Below are 14,930 nucleotides of genomic sequence, written 5' to 3' on the forward strand. Positions count from 1 at the left end.
TCGTGGGTCCGGCGGATCAGGCCAGCATGTTGAGCGGCTCTTCCAGATAGCCCTTGATCGCGGCCAGGAACTCGGCGCCGAGCGCGCCGTCGATGACCCGGTGATCGACGGAAAGCGTCACCGACATGACGGTCGCGACCTCGATTTCGCCTTCGGCGTTCACCACCGGCTTCTTCACGCCCGCGCCGACCGCGAGGATCGAGGCGTGCGGCGGGTTGATGACGGCGTCGAAGTTCTCGACCCCCATCATGCCGAGGTTGGAGATGGCGAAGCTGCCGCCCTGGTATTCATGCGGCGCGAGCTTGCGGTCGCGAGCGCGGGCGGCGAGATCCTTCATCTCGGCCGAAAGCGCCGACAGGGTCTTTGCGTGTGCGTCGCGCAGCACGGGGGTGAAGAGCCCGCCCTCGATCGCCACGGCCACGGCCACGTCGGAAGGCTTGAGCTGGAGCACCCGGTCGCCGGCCCAGACCGCGTTGCAGCCCGGCACGTCCTGAAGCGCCAGCGCGCAGGCCTTGATGATGAAGTCGTTGACCGACAGCTTGACGCCACGCGCCTCGAGCTTGGCGTTCAGCTCTCCGCGGAACTTCATCAGCGCATCGAGACGGATGTCGCGGCGCAGGTAGAAATGCGGGATGGTCTGCTTTGCCTCGGACAGGCGGGCGGCGATGGTCTTGCGCATGCCGTCGAGCGGAAGCTCGGTGTATTCGCGGTCGGCATACATCTTGGCAACCGTCTCGGCGCTCATGCCCTGCGGGGCCGCGGACCTGGGTGCGGCGGCGGCCTGTGCGGCCGCGGGGGCGGCGGACTGGTCCGGTTGTGCCCTGGCGCTTTCGACATCGGCCTTGACGATGCGGCCATGCGGTCCGGTGCCCTTGACCTGCGTGAGGTCGATGCCCTTTTCCCTGGCGATGCGGCGGGCCAGCGGGCTTGCGAAGATGCGGCCGCCATCGTCCGCCTTCGGCGCCGCGGGGGCGGCTGCCGGGGCTGCGGCTGCGGGGGCTGCGGCTGCGGGGGCTGCCGCCTCGGTCTTTGCTTCCGGCTTGGGAGCGGGGGGTGCGGCGGGTTCGGCACCGGCGTCGATGTCGCCTTCGCTCTCGCCCTCCTCGAGCAGGACCGCGATCAGGTCGTTGACCTTCACGCCCTCGGTGCCCTCGGGGACGACGATCTTGCCGAGGATGCCTTCGTCCACGGCCTCGAATTCCATGGTCGCCTTGTCGGTCTCGATCTCGGCGATGACATCCCCGGCGGAGATGTTGTCGCCTTCCTTCTTGATCCACTTGGCGAGGGTGCCTTCCTCCATCGTGGGGGAGAGCGCGGGCATCAGGATGTTGATGGGCATGTGCTGGCTCTCCCTCTCAGCGGTAGGTGACGGCCTTGGCCGCCTCGATGACTTCGGCGGTCGTGACCAGCGCGAGTTTCTCGAGGTTGGCGGCATAGGGCATGGGAACATCCTTGCCCGTCAGGTTGATCACCGGCGCGTCGAGATAGTCGAAGGCCTGCTGCATGAGCACGGCGGAGATGTGGTTGCCGATCGAGCAGACCGGCCAGCCCTCTTCCACGGTGATGCAGCGGTTGGTCTTCTTCACGCTTTCGATCACGGTTTCGGTGTCCATCGGGCGCAGGGTGCGCAGGTCGATCACCTCGGCGGAGATGCCTTCCTCGGCCAGCGCCTCGGCGGCCTGGAGCGCATAGGTCATGCCGATGCCGAAGCTGACGATGGTGACGTCGGACCCCTCGCGCCAGATCTTGGCCTTGCCGAGGGGGATGGTGAAATCGTCAAGCTCGGGCACCTCGAAGGAGCGGCCGTAGAGGATCTCGTTTTCCAGGAAGACGACCGGGTTCGGGTCGCGGATGGCGGATTTCATCAGGCCCTTGGCGTCGGCGGCCGAATAGGGCTGGACGACCTTGAGGCCGGGCACGCTGGCATACCATGCCGCGTAGTCCTGGCTGTGCTGGGCGGCCACGCGGGCGGCGGCGCCGTTGGGGCCGCGGAACACGATGGGGCAGCCCATCTGGCCGCCGGACATGTAGAGCGTCTTGGCGGCGGAGTTGATGATCTGGTCGATGGCCTGCATCGCGAAGTTCCAGGTCATGAACTCGACGATCGGGCGAAGCCCTGCGAAGGCGGCACCCACGGCGAGGCCGGCGAAGCCGTGTTCGGTGATCGGCGTGTCGATGACGCGCCGATCGCCGAACTCGTCGAGCATGCCCTGGCTGATCTTGTAGGCGCCCTGGTACTCGGCCACTTCCTCGCCCATCAGGAACACGTCGCCATCGCGGCGCATTTCCTCGGACATGGCATCGCGCAGCGCCTCGCGCACGGTCTGCGTCTTCATCTTCGTGCCCTCGGGCCAGTCCGGGCTGGCCGATCTTTTCGGCGCGGCCGGGGCGGCGGGGGCCTTTGCCTCTGCCTTGGGGGCAGGCGCGGGTTCGGCGGCGGGGGCGGGGGCAGGTGCCTCGGCTTCGGAGGCGTCCTCGCCTTCCTCGACCAGCACGGCAATGGGGTCGTTGACCTTCACGCCTTCGGTGCCCTCGGCCACGAGGATCTTGCCGAGGATGCCTTCATCCACGGCCTCGAATTCCATCGTCGCCTTGTCGGTCTCGATCTCGGCGATGATGTCGCCGGCGGAAATGGTGTCGCCCTCTTTCTTCAGCCAGCGGGCGAGGGTGCCTTCCTCCATGGTGGGCGAAAGCGCGGGCATGAGGATATTGGTTGCCATGTGCGTCGGCCCCTTATGCGTAAACGTCGGTATAGAGTTCTTCGAGCGCCGGTTCCGGGCTGTCCTGGGCGAACTGGGCGGCGTCGTTGATGATCGCCTTGATGTCCTTGTCGATCGCCTTCAGGTCGTCCTCGGACGCGTGCTTGCCGGTCAGCAGCATGTCGCGCACGCCGTTGATCGGGTCGCGTTCGTCGCGCATCTTCTGCACCTCTTCGCGGGTCCGGTACTTGGCCGGGTCCGACATCGAGTGGCCGCGGTAGCGGTAGGTCATCACCTCGAGGATGTAGGGGCCGTTGCCGGCGCGGCAGTGGGCGACCGCCTTTTCGCCGGCGGCCTTGACCGCGAGGACGTCCATGCCGTCCACCTGCTCGCCGGGGATGCCGTATGCCTCGCCTCGGGCGAAGAGGCTGGGCGACTTGGTCGAACGCTTGGTCGAGGTGCCCATGGCGTACTGGTTGTTCTCGATCACGAAGATCACCGGCAGCATCCACAACTCGGCCATGTTGTAGGTCTCGTAGACCTGGCCCTGGTTAGCGGCGCCGTCCCCGAAATAGGTGAAGCAGACATTGTCGTTGCCGCGATACTTGTTGGCGAAGGCAAGTCCCGCGCCGAGCGGCACGTTGGCGCCGACGATGCCGTGGCCGCCGTAGAATTCCTTTTCCTTGGAGAACATGTGCATCGAGCCGCCCTTGCCGCGGGAGTAGCCCCCCTCGCGGCCGGTCAGTTCTGCCATGACGCCCTTGGGGTCCATGCCGCAGGCCAGCATGTGGCCGTGGTCGCGATAGGTGGTGATGCGCTGGTCGCCATCCTTTGCGGTCGCCTCGAGCCCGACGACAACGGCTTCCTGGCCGATGTAGAGGTGGCAGAAACCGCCGATCAGGCCCATGCCGTAAAGCTGGCCCGCCTTTTCCTCGAAGCGGCGGATCATCAGCATCTCGCGGTAGTAGTGCAGCAACTCGTCCTTGGACGCGTTGGACTGCTTGGCGCGGCTGGTGCGCTTGGGTGTCGTGGTCATCCGTCCCCCTACGACAATTGGTTTAGTATTAAACTACCTAGAGTATACGGGACGCGGGAGGAGAAATCCACACTTGTGATGAAATCGGCTTGACCGGCGCGGGGTGCCAGCGCGGCCCTTGCGGGATTGGCTCAGCGGATGACGATCTCGTCCGCGCGGGCGAGGCCCAGCACCTTGCGCGCCTGTTCGTCGAGCAGGTCGAGGTCGAGATATTCGGCCGACAGGCGGCGGGTGCGATTCTCGAGGACGGCGCGTTCGGCGCGGAGGGTTTCGAGTTCGCGTTCGAGCTGGATCGCCTGCGCCTCGACCTGGATGCGGCGGAAGGTGCCGTAGTCGCCCTGGATCGCGGCATAGGTGAAGTAGGTGATCGCGGCGGTCACACCGATCGAAAAGACCATCCCGAAAAGGGTGGGGCGCCGTGTTTCTGCCTGTGTCACTCTCTGCCTCGATACGCATTCGGCTGCGCTTGGGGCGAGTATGCCACAGGCAGGGCGGGCTGTGAATCCACCAAATGAAAAGGGCGCGCGAGCTGCGCGCCCTTCTGCCGTGGGGGCTGCACTCAGGCGCGGCCCTTGTAGATGTCCACCAGCTTGCCCAGCATCTCGAGCGCCTCTCCGCGTTCGCGCTGGAAGGTGTTGCGGCCGATGATCGAGCCGTTGCCGCCGCCGTCGCGGATCGCGCGGGCGTCGTCATAGACTGAGCTTTCGCCCTTTTTCGCGCCGCCCGAGAAGACGACGATGCGGCGGCCGTTGAAGGCGGCCTGCATGCAGTGGCGCACGCGGGCGGCCTGGGTCGCGACGTCGATCTGCTGCGCCTCGTAGACCTTTTTCGCCTCGGGCAACTCCAGGTGGTCGGTCGAGAGCTTGATCTTGATGATGTGGGCACCGAGGAGGGCTGCGATCTGCGCGGCATAGGCGGCGATGTCGATGGCCGTCTCGCCGTCCTTGGAGATCGCCTCGCCGCGCGGATAGGACCAGATCACCGTGGCGACGCCCTTGGCGGCCGCTTCCTCGCGCATGGCGGAGATTTCCTCGAACATGTCGAGGGCCATGTCCGAACCCGGGTAGACAGTGAAGCCGATGGCCGCGCAGCCCAGCCGCAGCGCGTCGTCCACGGACGCGGTGATCGCCTGGTTCTTGCCGGCGGTGTCGGACATCAGCGAGTTGGCCGAGTTCACCTTGAGGATGGTGGGGATCTGGCCCGCGAAGGTGTCGGCGCCCGCCTCGATCATGCCGAGCGGTGCGGCATAGGCGTTGAGGCCCGCGTCGATCGCCAGCTGGTAGTGGTAGTGCGGGTCATAGGCAGCGGGGTTCGGGGCGAAGCTGCGGGCGGGGCCGTGTTCGAAACCCTGGTCCACGGGCAGGATGATCATCTTGCCGGTGCCGCCCAGCTTGCCGGTCATCAGGATGCGGTTGAGGTTTGCCTTAACCCCCGGCGTCTCTCCCTCGTAGTGCGACAGGATCTGCCGCACGATGCGCGTCGATTTCATGGTGTCTCCCAGGGCCAGTTGAAGATGCCCTTGGGTAAGCCCTGGCCGTGGCGTCGTCAACGGGCAGGCGGCCGCAGGAAAAAGGGCGCCGATGGGGCGCCCTTCGTGCGGGTTCAGCCCAGCGCGGCCACGCCTGGCAGGGTCTTGCCCTCGAGCCATTCGAGGAAGGCGCCGCCAGCGGTCGAGACGTAGGAGAATTTCCCGGCCGCGCCCGAGGCGTTGAGGGCGGCGACGGTGTCGCCCCCGCCCGCGACGGACATCAGCCTGCCCGCGGCGGTCAGGTCGGCAGCGGCGCGGGCGGCGGCGTCGGTGGCGGCGTTGAAGGGCGGGATCTCGAACGCGCCGAGGGGGCCGTTCCAGACCAGCGTCTTCGCGTCCTCGAAGGCGGCGATCACCTGCGCCACGCTGTCGGGGCCTGCGTCGAGGATCATCGCGTCGGGCGGGCAGGCGGTGGCGGGGACGGTTTCGCTGGCGGCGCCGGCCTTGAACTCGCGGGCGACGACGACGTCCACGGGCAGGATCAGGCGGCAGTTGGCGGCATCGGCGCGGCCCATGATCTCGCGCGCGGTGGAGGCGAGGTCATGTTCGCAGAGCGACTTGCCCACGTCGATGCCCTGGGCGGCGAGAAAGGTGTTGGCCATGCCGCCGCCGATCACGATGGCGTCCACCCTGGGGATCAGGTTGCCCAGAAGGTCGAGCTTGGTCGATACCTTGGCCCCACCGACCACCGCCACCACGGGGCGTTCGGGCTGGGCGAGGGCGGTCTCCAGCGCCTTGAGCTCCGCCTCCATCAACAGGCCGGCGCAGGCGGGCAGGAGGCGGGCCAGCGCCTCGGTCGAGGCATGCGCCCGGTGGGCGGCGGAGAAGGCGTCGTTGCAGTAGACATCGCCAAGCTTGGCCAGCTCGGCAGCGAAGGCCGGGTCGTTCTTTTCCTCGCCCGGGTGGAAGCGGGTGTTTTCCAGAAGCAGCACCTGGCCGGGCGCGAGGGCGTCGATGGCCGCGCGGGCCACGGGGCCGATGCAGTCGGCGGCGAAGGTCACGTCGCGGCCCAGCACCTGCGAAAGGGCGTCACGGGTCACGCTCAGGCTCATTTCCGGCACGACCTTGCCCTTGGGGCGGTCGAAATGCGCCAGCAGCACCGGCTTGCCGCCCGCGTCGAGGATGGCGTCCACGGTGGGCTTGATGCGCTCGATCCGGGTGGCGTCGGTCACGCGGCCATCTTCGACAGGCACGTTGATGTCCACGCGGGTCAGCACGATCTTTCCCTGAAGGTCCATGTCGGCAAGGGTTTTCCGGGTCATCGGGGACTCCTCTCAATCAGCGCCAGAAGGCGAGCCAGGTCGTGATGCGGATGAGCTGCTTGCCCAGGAACACGATGGCCGCGCCGTCGTTCAGCACCCTGTCGGCGTACCAGAGGCCGGCCGCGGCCAGCACCACCAGCAACGCCGTCAGGGGTTTCATCGGCCCTCGACCCTGCCTTACAGCAGGGCTTCTGCGCGGGCGGCCACGGCTTCGGCGGTGATGCCGAAATGGGTGTAGAGCTTGTCGGCCGGGGCGGAAGCGCCGAAGCTGTCCATGCCCACGAAATCGGCCTTGCGGGCGTTGCCGCCCTCGCCGGTCAGCCAGCGGTCCCAGCACTGGCGGATGCCCGCCTCGACCGCGACGCGCACGGCGCTGCGCGGCAGGATGCGGGCGCGGAGCTTTTCGTCCTGGGCCGCGAAAAGTTCCAGCGAGGGAACGGAAACGACGCGGGTGCCGATGCCCTTGGCTTCCAGGATGGCGCGGGCGCCGAGCGCGATCTCGACCTCGGAGCCGGTGGCGAGCAGCACGACTTTCCGCGCGCCCGTCGCCTCGGCCAGCACATAGGCGCCGGTGGCCGACAGGTTGCGGTTCTTGTGCTCGGTGCGCAGGGTCGGCAGGTTCTGCCGCGAGAGCGCGATCACGCTGGGCCGGTCCTTGGATTCCAGGGCGAGCTGCCAGCATTCCGCGGTCTCGACCGCGTCGGCGGGGCGGAACACGAGCAGGTTCGGGATCGCGCGGAGCGCCGCCAGATGTTCGACCGGCTGGTGGGTGGGGCCGTCCTCGCCCAGGCCGATGGAATCGTGCGTCATGACATAGACGACGCGCGTGCCCATGAGCGCCGACAGGCGGATCGAGGGGCGGGCGTAGTCGGTGAAGACAAGGAAGGTGCCGCCGTAGGGCACCACGCCGCCATGCAGCGCCATGCCGTTCATCGCCGCGGCCATGCCATGTTCGCGGATGCCGTAGTGAACATAGCGGCCGGTGCGGTTCTCGGCGTCGAAAACGCCCAGATCGGGGGTCAGCGTGTTGTTGGAGCCGGTCAGGTCGGCCGAGCCGCCGATGGTTTCGGGCATCGCCTTGTTGATGACGGCAAGCGCCATTTCCGATGCCTTGCGGGTCGCGACCTTGGGCTGGTCCTGGCTCACCTGCGCCTTGAAGGCGCGGATGGCGCCGTTGAGCGCGCGGGGCAGGTCGCCCGCGATCAGGCGCTGGAACTCGTCGCGGCGGCGCTGGCCGAGGGCGGCGACGCGGGTTTCCCAGGCGGTGCGCGCCTCGGCGCCGCGGCTGCCGATGGCGGCCCAGGCGTCACGGATGTCCTGCGGGATTTCGAACGGGGCGTGGTTCCAGTGGTAGATGGAGCGCACGACCTCGATCTCCTTGGCGCCGAGCGGCGACCCGTGGGCCGAGGCCGTGTCCTGCTTGGCCGGCGAGCCGTAGCCGATATGGGTCTTGCAGGCGACAAGCGCGGGGCGCGGGCTGGCCTTGGCGGCGGTGATGGCGGCGTCGATCGCCTCGGGGTCATGGCCGTCGCAGGCGAACACGTCCCAGCCCGACGCCGTGAAGCGGGCGGCCTGGTCGGTGATGTCGGATTTCGACACCTTGCCGTCGATGGAGATGCCGTTGTCGTCCCACAGCACGATCAGCCGGGAAAGCTGCTGCTTGCCGGCAAGGCCGATCGCCTCCTGGCTGACGCCTTCCATCAGGCAGCCGTCGCCGGCGATGACATAGGTGTAGTGGTCCACCACCTTGCGCGAGAAACGGGCAGCGAGCGATTCCTCGGCCATGGCGAAGCCCACGGCGTTGGCGATGCCCTGGCCGAGCGGGCCTGTCGTCGTCTCGATCCCCTGGGCGTGGCCGTATTCCGGGTGGCCGGCGGTCCTGGAGCCGAGCTGGCGGAAGTTGCGGATCTGGTCGATGGTCATGTCGGCATAGCCGGTCAGGTGCAGAAGCCCGTAGAGCAGCATCGAGCCGTGGCCCGCGGACAGGATGAAGCGGTCGCGGTCGAACCAGCCGGGGGTGGAGGCGTCGAACTTGAGATGCTTCTCGAACAGCACCGTGGCCACGTCTGCCATGCCCATCGGCATGCCGGGATGGCCGGAATTGGCGGCCTCGACCGCGTCGATGGCCAGCACGCGCAGCGCTGCGGCCTTGGCAAAATGCTCCGGGTGGCGGGTGCGAAGGTCTTCGATGTTCACGGGATACGGCCCCTTGTGGCGGTCGGCGGGCCGCTTGGGCCCTGGATACGGGTTCGCAGCACCAATACCGATTGTCCCCTGACGGTCAAGCGCCGCAGGGGATCGCGGCCCTTGAAATAAGGGATGCAGGACTTGCAGAATGTGTCATAAACTATTGCAAAGGCGGGCAGACGGTCGCAAGACCCGCCAGATGACCGCAATGGAACGGAATGCCGATGACAGAACTGGAAAGCCTTGCCGCCCGGCTGGAAGAGGCGCTGGATGCGCTCGAGGCGGGGCATGGAGCCTGGGGCAGCCCTGAAGATGCGGGCGCCGAGGTCGCGGCGCTGCGGCGGGAGAACGACGCGCTGCGCGAAAAGGTGGCCGCGCTGGAGGCGGCGCGGGAGGACGACCTGGCGCAACTCGACAAGCTGATCGCCCAACTCAAACCCCTGGTCGAGGAGGCGCTGTGATGCCCGAGATCACCGTATCCATCGGCGGCCGCAGTTTCCGCATGGCCTGCGAGCCCGGCGAGGAGAACAACCTGCACCAGGCCGCCGAACTGCTGGATGCCGAGGCGGAGACGCTTCAGAAGGCGATCGGGCGGCTGCCCGAGCCACGGATGCTGCTGATGTCGGGGCTGATGCTGGCCGACCGGATGATCGAGCTGGCGCGCCAGACCCAGGCCATCGAGGAGGAGAACCAGAAGCTGCGGCGGCAGGTGTCCCAGGCGGGTGGCGCGCGGCCGGGCGCGGACGAGGCCACGCGGAAGGCGATCCGGCGGCTGGAGGACGCGACCGCGCGGGCCGAGAAGCTGGCCGGGCGCTGAGCGCCCGGGCCGGTGGTTCGGGTGGGGCGGGTCAGCCCTTGTTCGCGTCGCGGATCTTGGCGGCGGCGTCCTTGTCATAGGTGACGCCGGCCTTGTCGAACAGTTCGTCCAACTCGCCCGAGAGGGTCATTTCCACGATGATGTCGCAGCCGCCGACGAATTCGCCCTTGACGTAGAGCTGGGGGATGGTCGGCCAGTCGGAGAAGGACTTGATCCCCTCGCGGATGTCCTGGTCGGCGAGCACGTTCACGTCCTTGTAGGCGACGCCCATGTAGTTCAGCACGCCCGCCACCTTTGACGAGAAGCCGCATTGCGGCATCTGCGAGGTGCCCTTCATGTAAAGCACCACGTCGTTTGCCCCGATATCGGCGCGGATCCGGTCATGTGCGGCTTCGGTCATTTCTTGCAGTCCTCTCTCTTGCGGCCGCGATCCTGCGGCGCGCGGGTCAGGCGGGTTTCGTGGTCAGGGCCAGCGCGTGCAATTCGCCGGCGGGGCCGTCCATCTTGCCCTGGAGCGCGGCATAGACGAGCTGGTGCTGCCTGACGCGGGTCAGGCCGCGAAACTCCTCGGCGATGACGGTGGCGGCGTAGTGGTTGCCGTCGCCGGCCAGGTCGCGGATCTCGATCTGTGCGGTGGGGAAGGCGGCGCGGATCAGCCGCTCTATTTCCCGTGCTTCCATGGCCATGGCGTCACGCTCCTTGGGATGTTCGTCTGAAAGCTAAGTCCGTCGGCGCGGGCTTGCAAGCGGGGGTCAGGAAACAATCCGGGCAAGGCCGGTGGCATGTGCTTCCTTGAGGGCGGCAAGGGTCAGCCGGCTGTCGCCGAGCCGGATCTCGGGCCCGCCGAAGCTGCCGATCTGCGTGGCCTTGACGCCCCGTTCCGATGCGAGCGCGAGAAGCCCCGCCACGTCGCCCGACGCCACGGCCAGAAGGTAGCGGCCCTGATCCTCGCCGAACAGGGCGCGGATGCCCGAGAGCGTCACCTCGACACCGGTGTCGGCGGCGAGCGCCATTTCGGCGGCGGCGACGGCGATGCCGCCATCGGCCACGTCATGCGCCGCCGCGAGCATGCCGGCATCGCGCGCGGCGGTGACGACGGCGGCGGCGGATTTCTCGGCGGCGAGGTCCACTTCGGGGGCGTCGCCGCCCTCGTCGCCCATGATCTCGAAGGCGAAGGCCGAGGCGCCCAGATGGCCGCGCGTCTCTCCCAGGGCGATCAGCGTGTCGCCGGCGCGGGCCTGGGTGCCGATCAGGTCTTCGAGCCGGGGCAGGAGGCCGACCGCACCGATGGTGGGCGTGGGCAGGATCGCCTGGCCGTCCGTCTCGTTGTAAAGGCTCACATTGCCGGACACGACCGGCATGTCGAGGGCGGCGCAGGCCTCGCCTATGCCCTTCAGGCAGCCCACCAGCTGGCCCATGATCTCGGGCTTTTCGGGGTTGCCGAAATTCAGGTTGTCGGTCACGGCGAGCGGTTTCGCGCCGGTGGCTGTCAGGTTGCGGAACGCCTCGGCCACCGCCTGCTTGCCGCCCTGGTAGGGGTTGGCGCGGCAGTAGCGCGGCGTCACGTCGGAGGTGAAGGCCAGCGCCTTGCCGGTGCCGTGGATGCGCACGACGCCCGCATCCGAGCCGGGGCGGCGGACGGTGTCGGCGCCGACGGTGGTATCGTACTGTTCCCAGACCCAGGCGCGGGAGGCGAAGTTCGGGCCCGCCATCAGGCGCATGAGCGCGTCGGCCGCGTCGATTTCGGGCACCGGGCCAAGCGGCGCGGGGGTGGGGGTGTCGACCCAGGGGCGGTCGTATTCGGGCGCCTCGCCCGAAAGGGCGCGCAGGGGCAGGTCGGCCTTGATCTCGCCGTTCATGCAGACGAGGAAGCGGTCCTCGGGGATCGTCTCGCCGATGATGGCGAAATCCAGGTCCCACTTGTCGAACACCGCTTTCGCCGCCTCTTCCCGGGCCGGGTCGAGGACCATGAGCATCCGCTCCTGGCTTTCGGAGAGCATCATCTCGTAGGCGGTCATGTTCTCTTCGCGGACCGGCACCTTTTCCAGATCGAGCCGGATGCCGAGGCCGCCCTTGTCGCCCATCTCGACCGCCGAGCAGGTCAGGCCGGCCGCGCCCATGTCCTGGATGGAGATGACGGCGCCGGTGGCCATCAGTTCCATGCATGCCTCCATAAGGCGCTTTTCGGTGAAGGGGTCGCCGACCTGCACGGTGGGGCGCTTTTCCTCGATGGTGTCGTCGAATTCGGCCGAGGCCATGGTCGCCCCGCCGACCCCGTCGCGGCCCGTCTTGGCGCCCAGATAGACGACCGGGCGGCCAACGCCGCTGGCGGCGGAGTAGAAGATGCTGTCCGCGTCGGCGAGGCCGGCCGCGAAGGCGTTCACGAGGCAGTTGCCGTTATACGCGCGGTGGAAGCGCAATTCGCCCGCGACCGTGGGTACGCCGAAGCAGTTGCCGTAGCCGCCGATGCCCGCGACGACGCCGTTGACCAGGCTTTTCGTCCTGGGGTGGTCGGGGCTGCCGAAGCTGAGCGCGTTCATAGCGGCGATCGGGCGCGCGCCCATGGTGAACACGTCGCGCAGGATGCCGCCCACGCCCGTGGCCGCGCCCTGGTAGGGTTCGATGTAGGAGGGGTGGTTGTGGCTTTCCATCTTGAACACCACCGCCTGCCCGTCGCCGATGTCCACGACGCCCGCATTCTCGCCGGGGCCGCAGATGACCTGCGGGCCGGTGGTGGGCAGGGTGCGCAGCCATTTCTTGGAGGACTTGTAGGAACAGTGCTCGTTCCACATGGCCGAGAAGATGCCCAGCTCGGTGAAGTTCGGCGCGCGGTTCAGAAGCCGGATGATGCGCTGGTATTCGTCGGGCTTGAGCCCGTGTGCTGCGACCAGTTCGTCGGTGATCTGCGGTTCGCTCACGGTGCCGTCCCTTTCCGCCAGCTTCGGGCCTGCGCCCGGTCGCGCTTCTCTTAGGACAGACGCCGGTCAAGGGAAAGGGGCGGCACGCGCGAAAACGGGGCGGGCGCCGCCCTGGGACGGCGCCCGCGCGGGGGGAATGCCCGATCAGCGACGCGCGGAGGCGAGGAAGCTGTTCGAGCGCATGTTCATCAGCACCTCGCCCGAACGCACGACCGGGTCGTTGAGCACGACGAAGATGATCTGCTGCGACAGGCCCAGCGCAGGGTTCGGCATCAGGCGCACGGTGATCCGGTCGCCGTTGATCTGGGCGACTTCCTGGATGAAGCCGAGGTTCATGCGGTCGGTAGAGACCAGGGTCGCGCCCATCAGGTTCTGGGCGACCGGCATCTGCATGATCTGCTCGGGCGACAGGCGCGTGATGGTGTCCTGGTCGTCCATGCCGTTCATGCCGCCGGGTCCGCCAGTGCCGGGCATGCCGCCACCGCCACCCGCCATGCCGCCGCCGCCCGTGCCACCGCCGCCGCCGCCGCCGCCGCCGCCCGTGCCGCCGCCGCCGATGCCGACATCGGCATCGGCAAGTCCGCCGGAGCCGCCGACATTGACATCGGCATTCAGGCCATCCGAGCCGCCGACACTGGCATCGACATCCGCAAGGCCACCCGAGCCGCCGACATTGGCACTGGCGTTGACCCCGCTGTCGCCGCCGATCGACGCGTCGACACCGAGACCGTCATCGGTGCTGACATCCACCGAGATGCCGCCGATATCGATCCCGATCGCCGCCGCGGAAGTCGCTGTCATGGTAACGGCGCCCAGCAGGGCCAGAGTTGCCGCCGAGTTTCTCAAGAGATTTGCACTTTTCATAATCGCCTCCAGTCCAAGAAACGTGGTTTGTTGCACCGGATCCACCACAGCCTCCGGTTTCATCGCGTGCTTTTGGAGCCACATGAGACGCGACGAAAAGCGGCTCGGGTTTGTTTCAGGGAGCGAGAAAATAATTGGACGGGAGTGGATCAAAGCTTTGAAAGTCAGGGAAAAAAATTTCCAGTTTCCGCGAATAAAGCACGCGGATCATGCCTGTTCATGCGTCACATATTAAGATCAGGATCTGAATATATCGCCTTTCCGCGCCGACATTGCCCGCTGGCAGGCCATGGGGCCGGGAATAGGGAAAAGGGGCGGGCCGGATCGTTGGGCAGGGGCGTGGCCGCTGGCCAAAAAAAAGGCCGAGCACAAGGCCCGGCCCAAGTCCAACAGGGAGGTGAGGTGCGTCTCCGCAACCTCGAGAGGCGATATAGACAGCGGTGCCGGCCCATACAAGGATTATCGTATCCCTTTGGATGCATAGCCGAGGCGCGCCTGGCGCATGGCTTCAGGAGAAGCGCGAGAGGGCTTCCTCGGGGATGGCGAGCAGCGTCTCGTTCTGGCGCTTGAAGAGGGTGATCTCCTCGATCAGGAAGTCGCGGAACGCGGCGACGCGCTTGGATTGGCGCAGCTCGACCGGGTAGGCGATGTAGACCGGGATCGCCTTGCTCATCTCTTCCGGCAGCACGTTCACCAGCTGGGGAAAATCGGTGATGAGGTAGTTGGGCAGCGACCCGATGCCGAGGTCGTTCACCACCGCCTGCAGGATCCCGAAATAATTGTTCACCGTCAGGTGGCTTGCGTGTTCCGCGCTGAGGAAGGGGGCCATCCATGTCTGGCCCGCGCTGACCTGCCGGCTGGTCGGGCTTTGCGAGATGATGCGATGCGTGGCCAGATCCTCGACGGTCCTGGGTTCGCCAAAGGCCTCGATGTAGTTGCGCGAGGCGTAGAACTTGATCACCACATCCATCAGGCGGCGGCGGATCAGGTCGGCCTGGCTCGGTTCCTTCATGCGTACGGCGACATCGGCCTCGCGCATGGGCAGGTCGAGCACGCGTTCCTCGAGGATGAGGTCGATCTTGAGATTGGGGTAGCGTTCGTAGAGGCGCTTGAGCCGGGGGGCGAGCCACATGGTGCCGAAGCCGGTGGTCGTGGTCACGCGCAACTCGCCATAGATCGTGTCCGAGCTGTCGCGGATGCGCGCCGTGGCCGATTCCAGCCGCTTGCGCATGGATTTCGTCGCCTCGAACAGCAGCTCGCCCTGTTCGGTCAGGATCAGCCCGCGGGCATGGCGGTGGAAGAGCGTCACGCCCAGCGATTCCTCGAGCGCGCGGATCTGGCGGCTGACGGCGGACTGGCTGAGCAGCAGCGTGTCGCCGGCATGGGTCAGCGATCCCGCATCCGCCACGGCGTGGAAGATCCTCAGCTTGTCCCAGTCCATCACGGCGCGGCCCTCCTGTCGGGTTGCGGAGTTGTGAAAACGGCCCTCCGCCTGACGGTGTTATTGCGTCAAAAGCGCGCCGAATAAAGCTTTGTTTCTTTTTGGAGGCTTGAGGCGCGGGTGCGTGTTTTTCCGTTTTGTGTGCGGAAGGAACGGACGGATAATCGGGGTGGAGCAG

At 67.2% G+C, this 14,930-nt stretch carries 15 protein-coding genes; 2 read left to right on the plus strand and 13 right to left on the minus strand.

Annotated elements, in window-relative coordinates:
* Positions 1-16: 16 nt before the first annotated feature.
* The 8 genes from HMH01_RS15895 to tkt form a co-directional block, all read right to left on the minus strand.
* On the minus strand, positions 17-1,339 hold the full coding sequence (locus HMH01_RS15895) for a pyruvate dehydrogenase complex dihydrolipoamide acetyltransferase (RefSeq protein WP_171326774.1): 1,323 nt from the start codon (positions 1,337-1,339) through the stop codon (positions 17-19).
* 16 nt (positions 1,340-1,355) lie between these two features.
* Entirely contained in the window at positions 1,356-2,720 is a 1,365-nt protein-coding gene (locus HMH01_RS15900) for a pyruvate dehydrogenase complex E1 component subunit beta (RefSeq protein ID WP_171326775.1), read from the minus strand.
* 13 nt (positions 2,721-2,733) lie between these two features.
* The gene (gene pdhA / locus HMH01_RS15905) at positions 2,734-3,735 is read right to left on the minus strand and encodes a pyruvate dehydrogenase (acetyl-transferring) E1 component subunit alpha (protein WP_171326776.1); all 1,002 of its coding nucleotides are present in this window, start codon (positions 3,733-3,735) and stop codon (positions 2,734-2,736) included.
* A 131-nt stretch (positions 3,736-3,866) separates the two neighbouring features.
* Positions 3,867-4,133, minus strand: a complete 267-nt coding sequence (locus tag HMH01_RS15910; RefSeq protein WP_171326777.1) for an FtsB family cell division protein — start codon at positions 4,131-4,133, stop codon at positions 3,867-3,869.
* A gap of 161 nt (positions 4,134-4,294) precedes the next feature.
* Positions 4,295-5,224: a class I fructose-bisphosphate aldolase gene (locus HMH01_RS15915; RefSeq protein WP_171326778.1), complete on the minus strand. Its 930-nt coding sequence runs from the start codon at positions 5,222-5,224 to the stop codon at positions 4,295-4,297.
* A 113-nt stretch (positions 5,225-5,337) separates the two neighbouring features.
* The gene (locus HMH01_RS15920) at positions 5,338-6,525 is read right to left on the minus strand and encodes a phosphoglycerate kinase (protein WP_171326779.1); all 1,188 of its coding nucleotides are present in this window, start codon (positions 6,523-6,525) and stop codon (positions 5,338-5,340) included.
* A gap of 16 nt (positions 6,526-6,541) precedes the next feature.
* Positions 6,542-6,685, minus strand: coding sequence for a glyceraldehyde-3-phosphate dehydrogenase (locus tag HMH01_RS15925; RefSeq protein WP_171326780.1), 144 nt, complete (start codon positions 6,683-6,685; stop codon positions 6,542-6,544).
* A gap of 17 nt (positions 6,686-6,702) precedes the next feature.
* Positions 6,703-8,721 carry a transketolase gene (gene tkt / locus HMH01_RS15930; RefSeq protein ID WP_171326781.1) on the minus strand — a complete coding sequence of 673 codons (2,019 nt, stop codon included), beginning with the start codon at positions 8,719-8,721 and terminating at the stop codon, positions 6,703-6,705.
* 209 nt (positions 8,722-8,930) lie between these two features.
* On the opposite strand from tkt, the gene HMH01_RS15935 reads away from it, so the two are divergent.
* Together HMH01_RS15935 and HMH01_RS15940 are read left to right on the plus strand one after the other, a co-directional pair.
* Entirely contained in the window at positions 8,931-9,173 is a 243-nt protein-coding gene (locus tag HMH01_RS15935) for a hypothetical protein (RefSeq protein ID WP_171326782.1), read from the plus strand.
* The gene (locus HMH01_RS15940) at positions 9,173-9,529 is read left to right on the plus strand and encodes a cell division protein ZapA (protein WP_171326783.1); all 357 of its coding nucleotides are present in this window, start codon (positions 9,173-9,175) and stop codon (positions 9,527-9,529) included. Before HMH01_RS15935 ends, HMH01_RS15940 begins: the two co-directional genes overlap by 1 nt.
* A 31-nt stretch (positions 9,530-9,560) precedes the next feature.
* On the opposite strand, the gene grxD is transcribed toward HMH01_RS15940, so the two are convergent.
* The 5 genes from grxD to HMH01_RS15965 all read right to left on the minus strand — a co-directional run bounded on the left by grxD (position 9,561) and on the right by HMH01_RS15965 (position 14,752).
* Positions 9,561-9,929, minus strand: coding sequence for a Grx4 family monothiol glutaredoxin (gene grxD, locus HMH01_RS15945; RefSeq protein WP_171326784.1), 369 nt, complete (start codon positions 9,927-9,929; stop codon positions 9,561-9,563).
* Positions 9,930-9,975: 46 nt separating this feature from the next.
* Complete coding sequence (locus HMH01_RS15950) at positions 9,976-10,215, minus strand: BolA/IbaG family iron-sulfur metabolism protein (RefSeq protein ID WP_171326785.1); 240 nt, start codon at positions 10,213-10,215, stop codon at positions 9,976-9,978.
* Positions 10,216-10,281: 66 nt separating this feature from the next.
* Positions 10,282-12,447 (minus strand): phosphoribosylformylglycinamidine synthase subunit PurL, encoded by a 2,166-nt coding sequence (gene purL / locus HMH01_RS15955; protein ID WP_171326786.1) that lies wholly within the window; start codon positions 12,445-12,447, stop codon positions 10,282-10,284.
* Between the two features lie 144 nt (positions 12,448-12,591).
* A complete protein-coding gene (locus HMH01_RS15960) occupies positions 12,592-13,464 on the minus strand; it encodes a hypothetical protein (protein WP_171326622.1) in 873 nt (290 codons plus the stop codon).
* 355 nt (positions 13,465-13,819) lie between these two features.
* Positions 13,820-14,752, minus strand: coding sequence for a LysR family transcriptional regulator (locus tag HMH01_RS15965; RefSeq protein ID WP_171326787.1), 933 nt, complete (start codon positions 14,750-14,752; stop codon positions 13,820-13,822).
* Positions 14,753-14,930: the final 178 nt, after the last annotated feature.

The organism is Halovulum dunhuangense (genome assembly GCF_013093415.1).
Classification (GTDB): domain Bacteria; phylum Pseudomonadota; class Alphaproteobacteria; order Rhodobacterales; family Rhodobacteraceae; genus Halovulum; species Halovulum dunhuangense.

What these genes read in the sequence shown, in the direction of transcription:
- HMH01_RS15895 (WP_171326774.1), bottom strand. Translation starts at nt 1,339, where the DNA reads ATGCCCATCAACATCCTGATGCCCGCGCTCTCCCCCACGATGGAGGAA.
- HMH01_RS15900 (WP_171326775.1), bottom strand. Translation starts at nt 2,720, where the DNA reads ATGGCAACCAATATCCTCATGCCCGCGCTTTCGCCCACCATGGAGGAA.
- pdhA (WP_171326776.1), bottom strand. Translation starts at nt 3,735, where the DNA reads ATGACCACGACACCCAAGCGCACCAGCCGCGCCAAGCAGTCCAACGCG.
- HMH01_RS15910 (WP_171326777.1), bottom strand. Translation starts at nt 4,133, where the DNA reads ATGGTCTTTTCGATCGGTGTGACCGCCGCGATCACCTACTTCACCTAT.
- HMH01_RS15915 (WP_171326778.1), bottom strand. Translation starts at nt 5,224, where the DNA reads ATGAAATCGACGCGCATCGTGCGGCAGATCCTGTCGCACTACGAGGGA.
- HMH01_RS15920 (WP_171326779.1), bottom strand. Translation starts at nt 6,525, where the DNA reads ATGACCCGGAAAACCCTTGCCGACATGGACCTTCAGGGAAAGATCGTG.
- HMH01_RS15925 (WP_171326780.1), bottom strand. Translation starts at nt 6,685, where the DNA reads ATGAAACCCCTGACGGCGTTGCTGGTGGTGCTGGCCGCGGCCGGCCTC.
- HMH01_RS15935 (WP_171326782.1), top strand. Translation starts at nt 8,931, where the DNA reads ATGCCGATGACAGAACTGGAAAGCCTTGCCGCCCGGCTGGAAGAGGCG.
- HMH01_RS15940 (WP_171326783.1), top strand. Translation starts at nt 9,173, where the DNA reads ATGCCCGAGATCACCGTATCCATCGGCGGCCGCAGTTTCCGCATGGCC.
- grxD (WP_171326784.1), bottom strand. Translation starts at nt 9,929, where the DNA reads ATGACCGAAGCCGCACATGACCGGATCCGCGCCGATATCGGGGCAAAC.
- HMH01_RS15950 (WP_171326785.1), bottom strand. Translation starts at nt 10,215, where the DNA reads ATGGCCATGGAAGCACGGGAAATAGAGCGGCTGATCCGCGCCGCCTTC.
- HMH01_RS15965 (WP_171326787.1), bottom strand. Translation starts at nt 14,752, where the DNA reads ATGGACTGGGACAAGCTGAGGATCTTCCACGCCGTGGCGGATGCGGGA.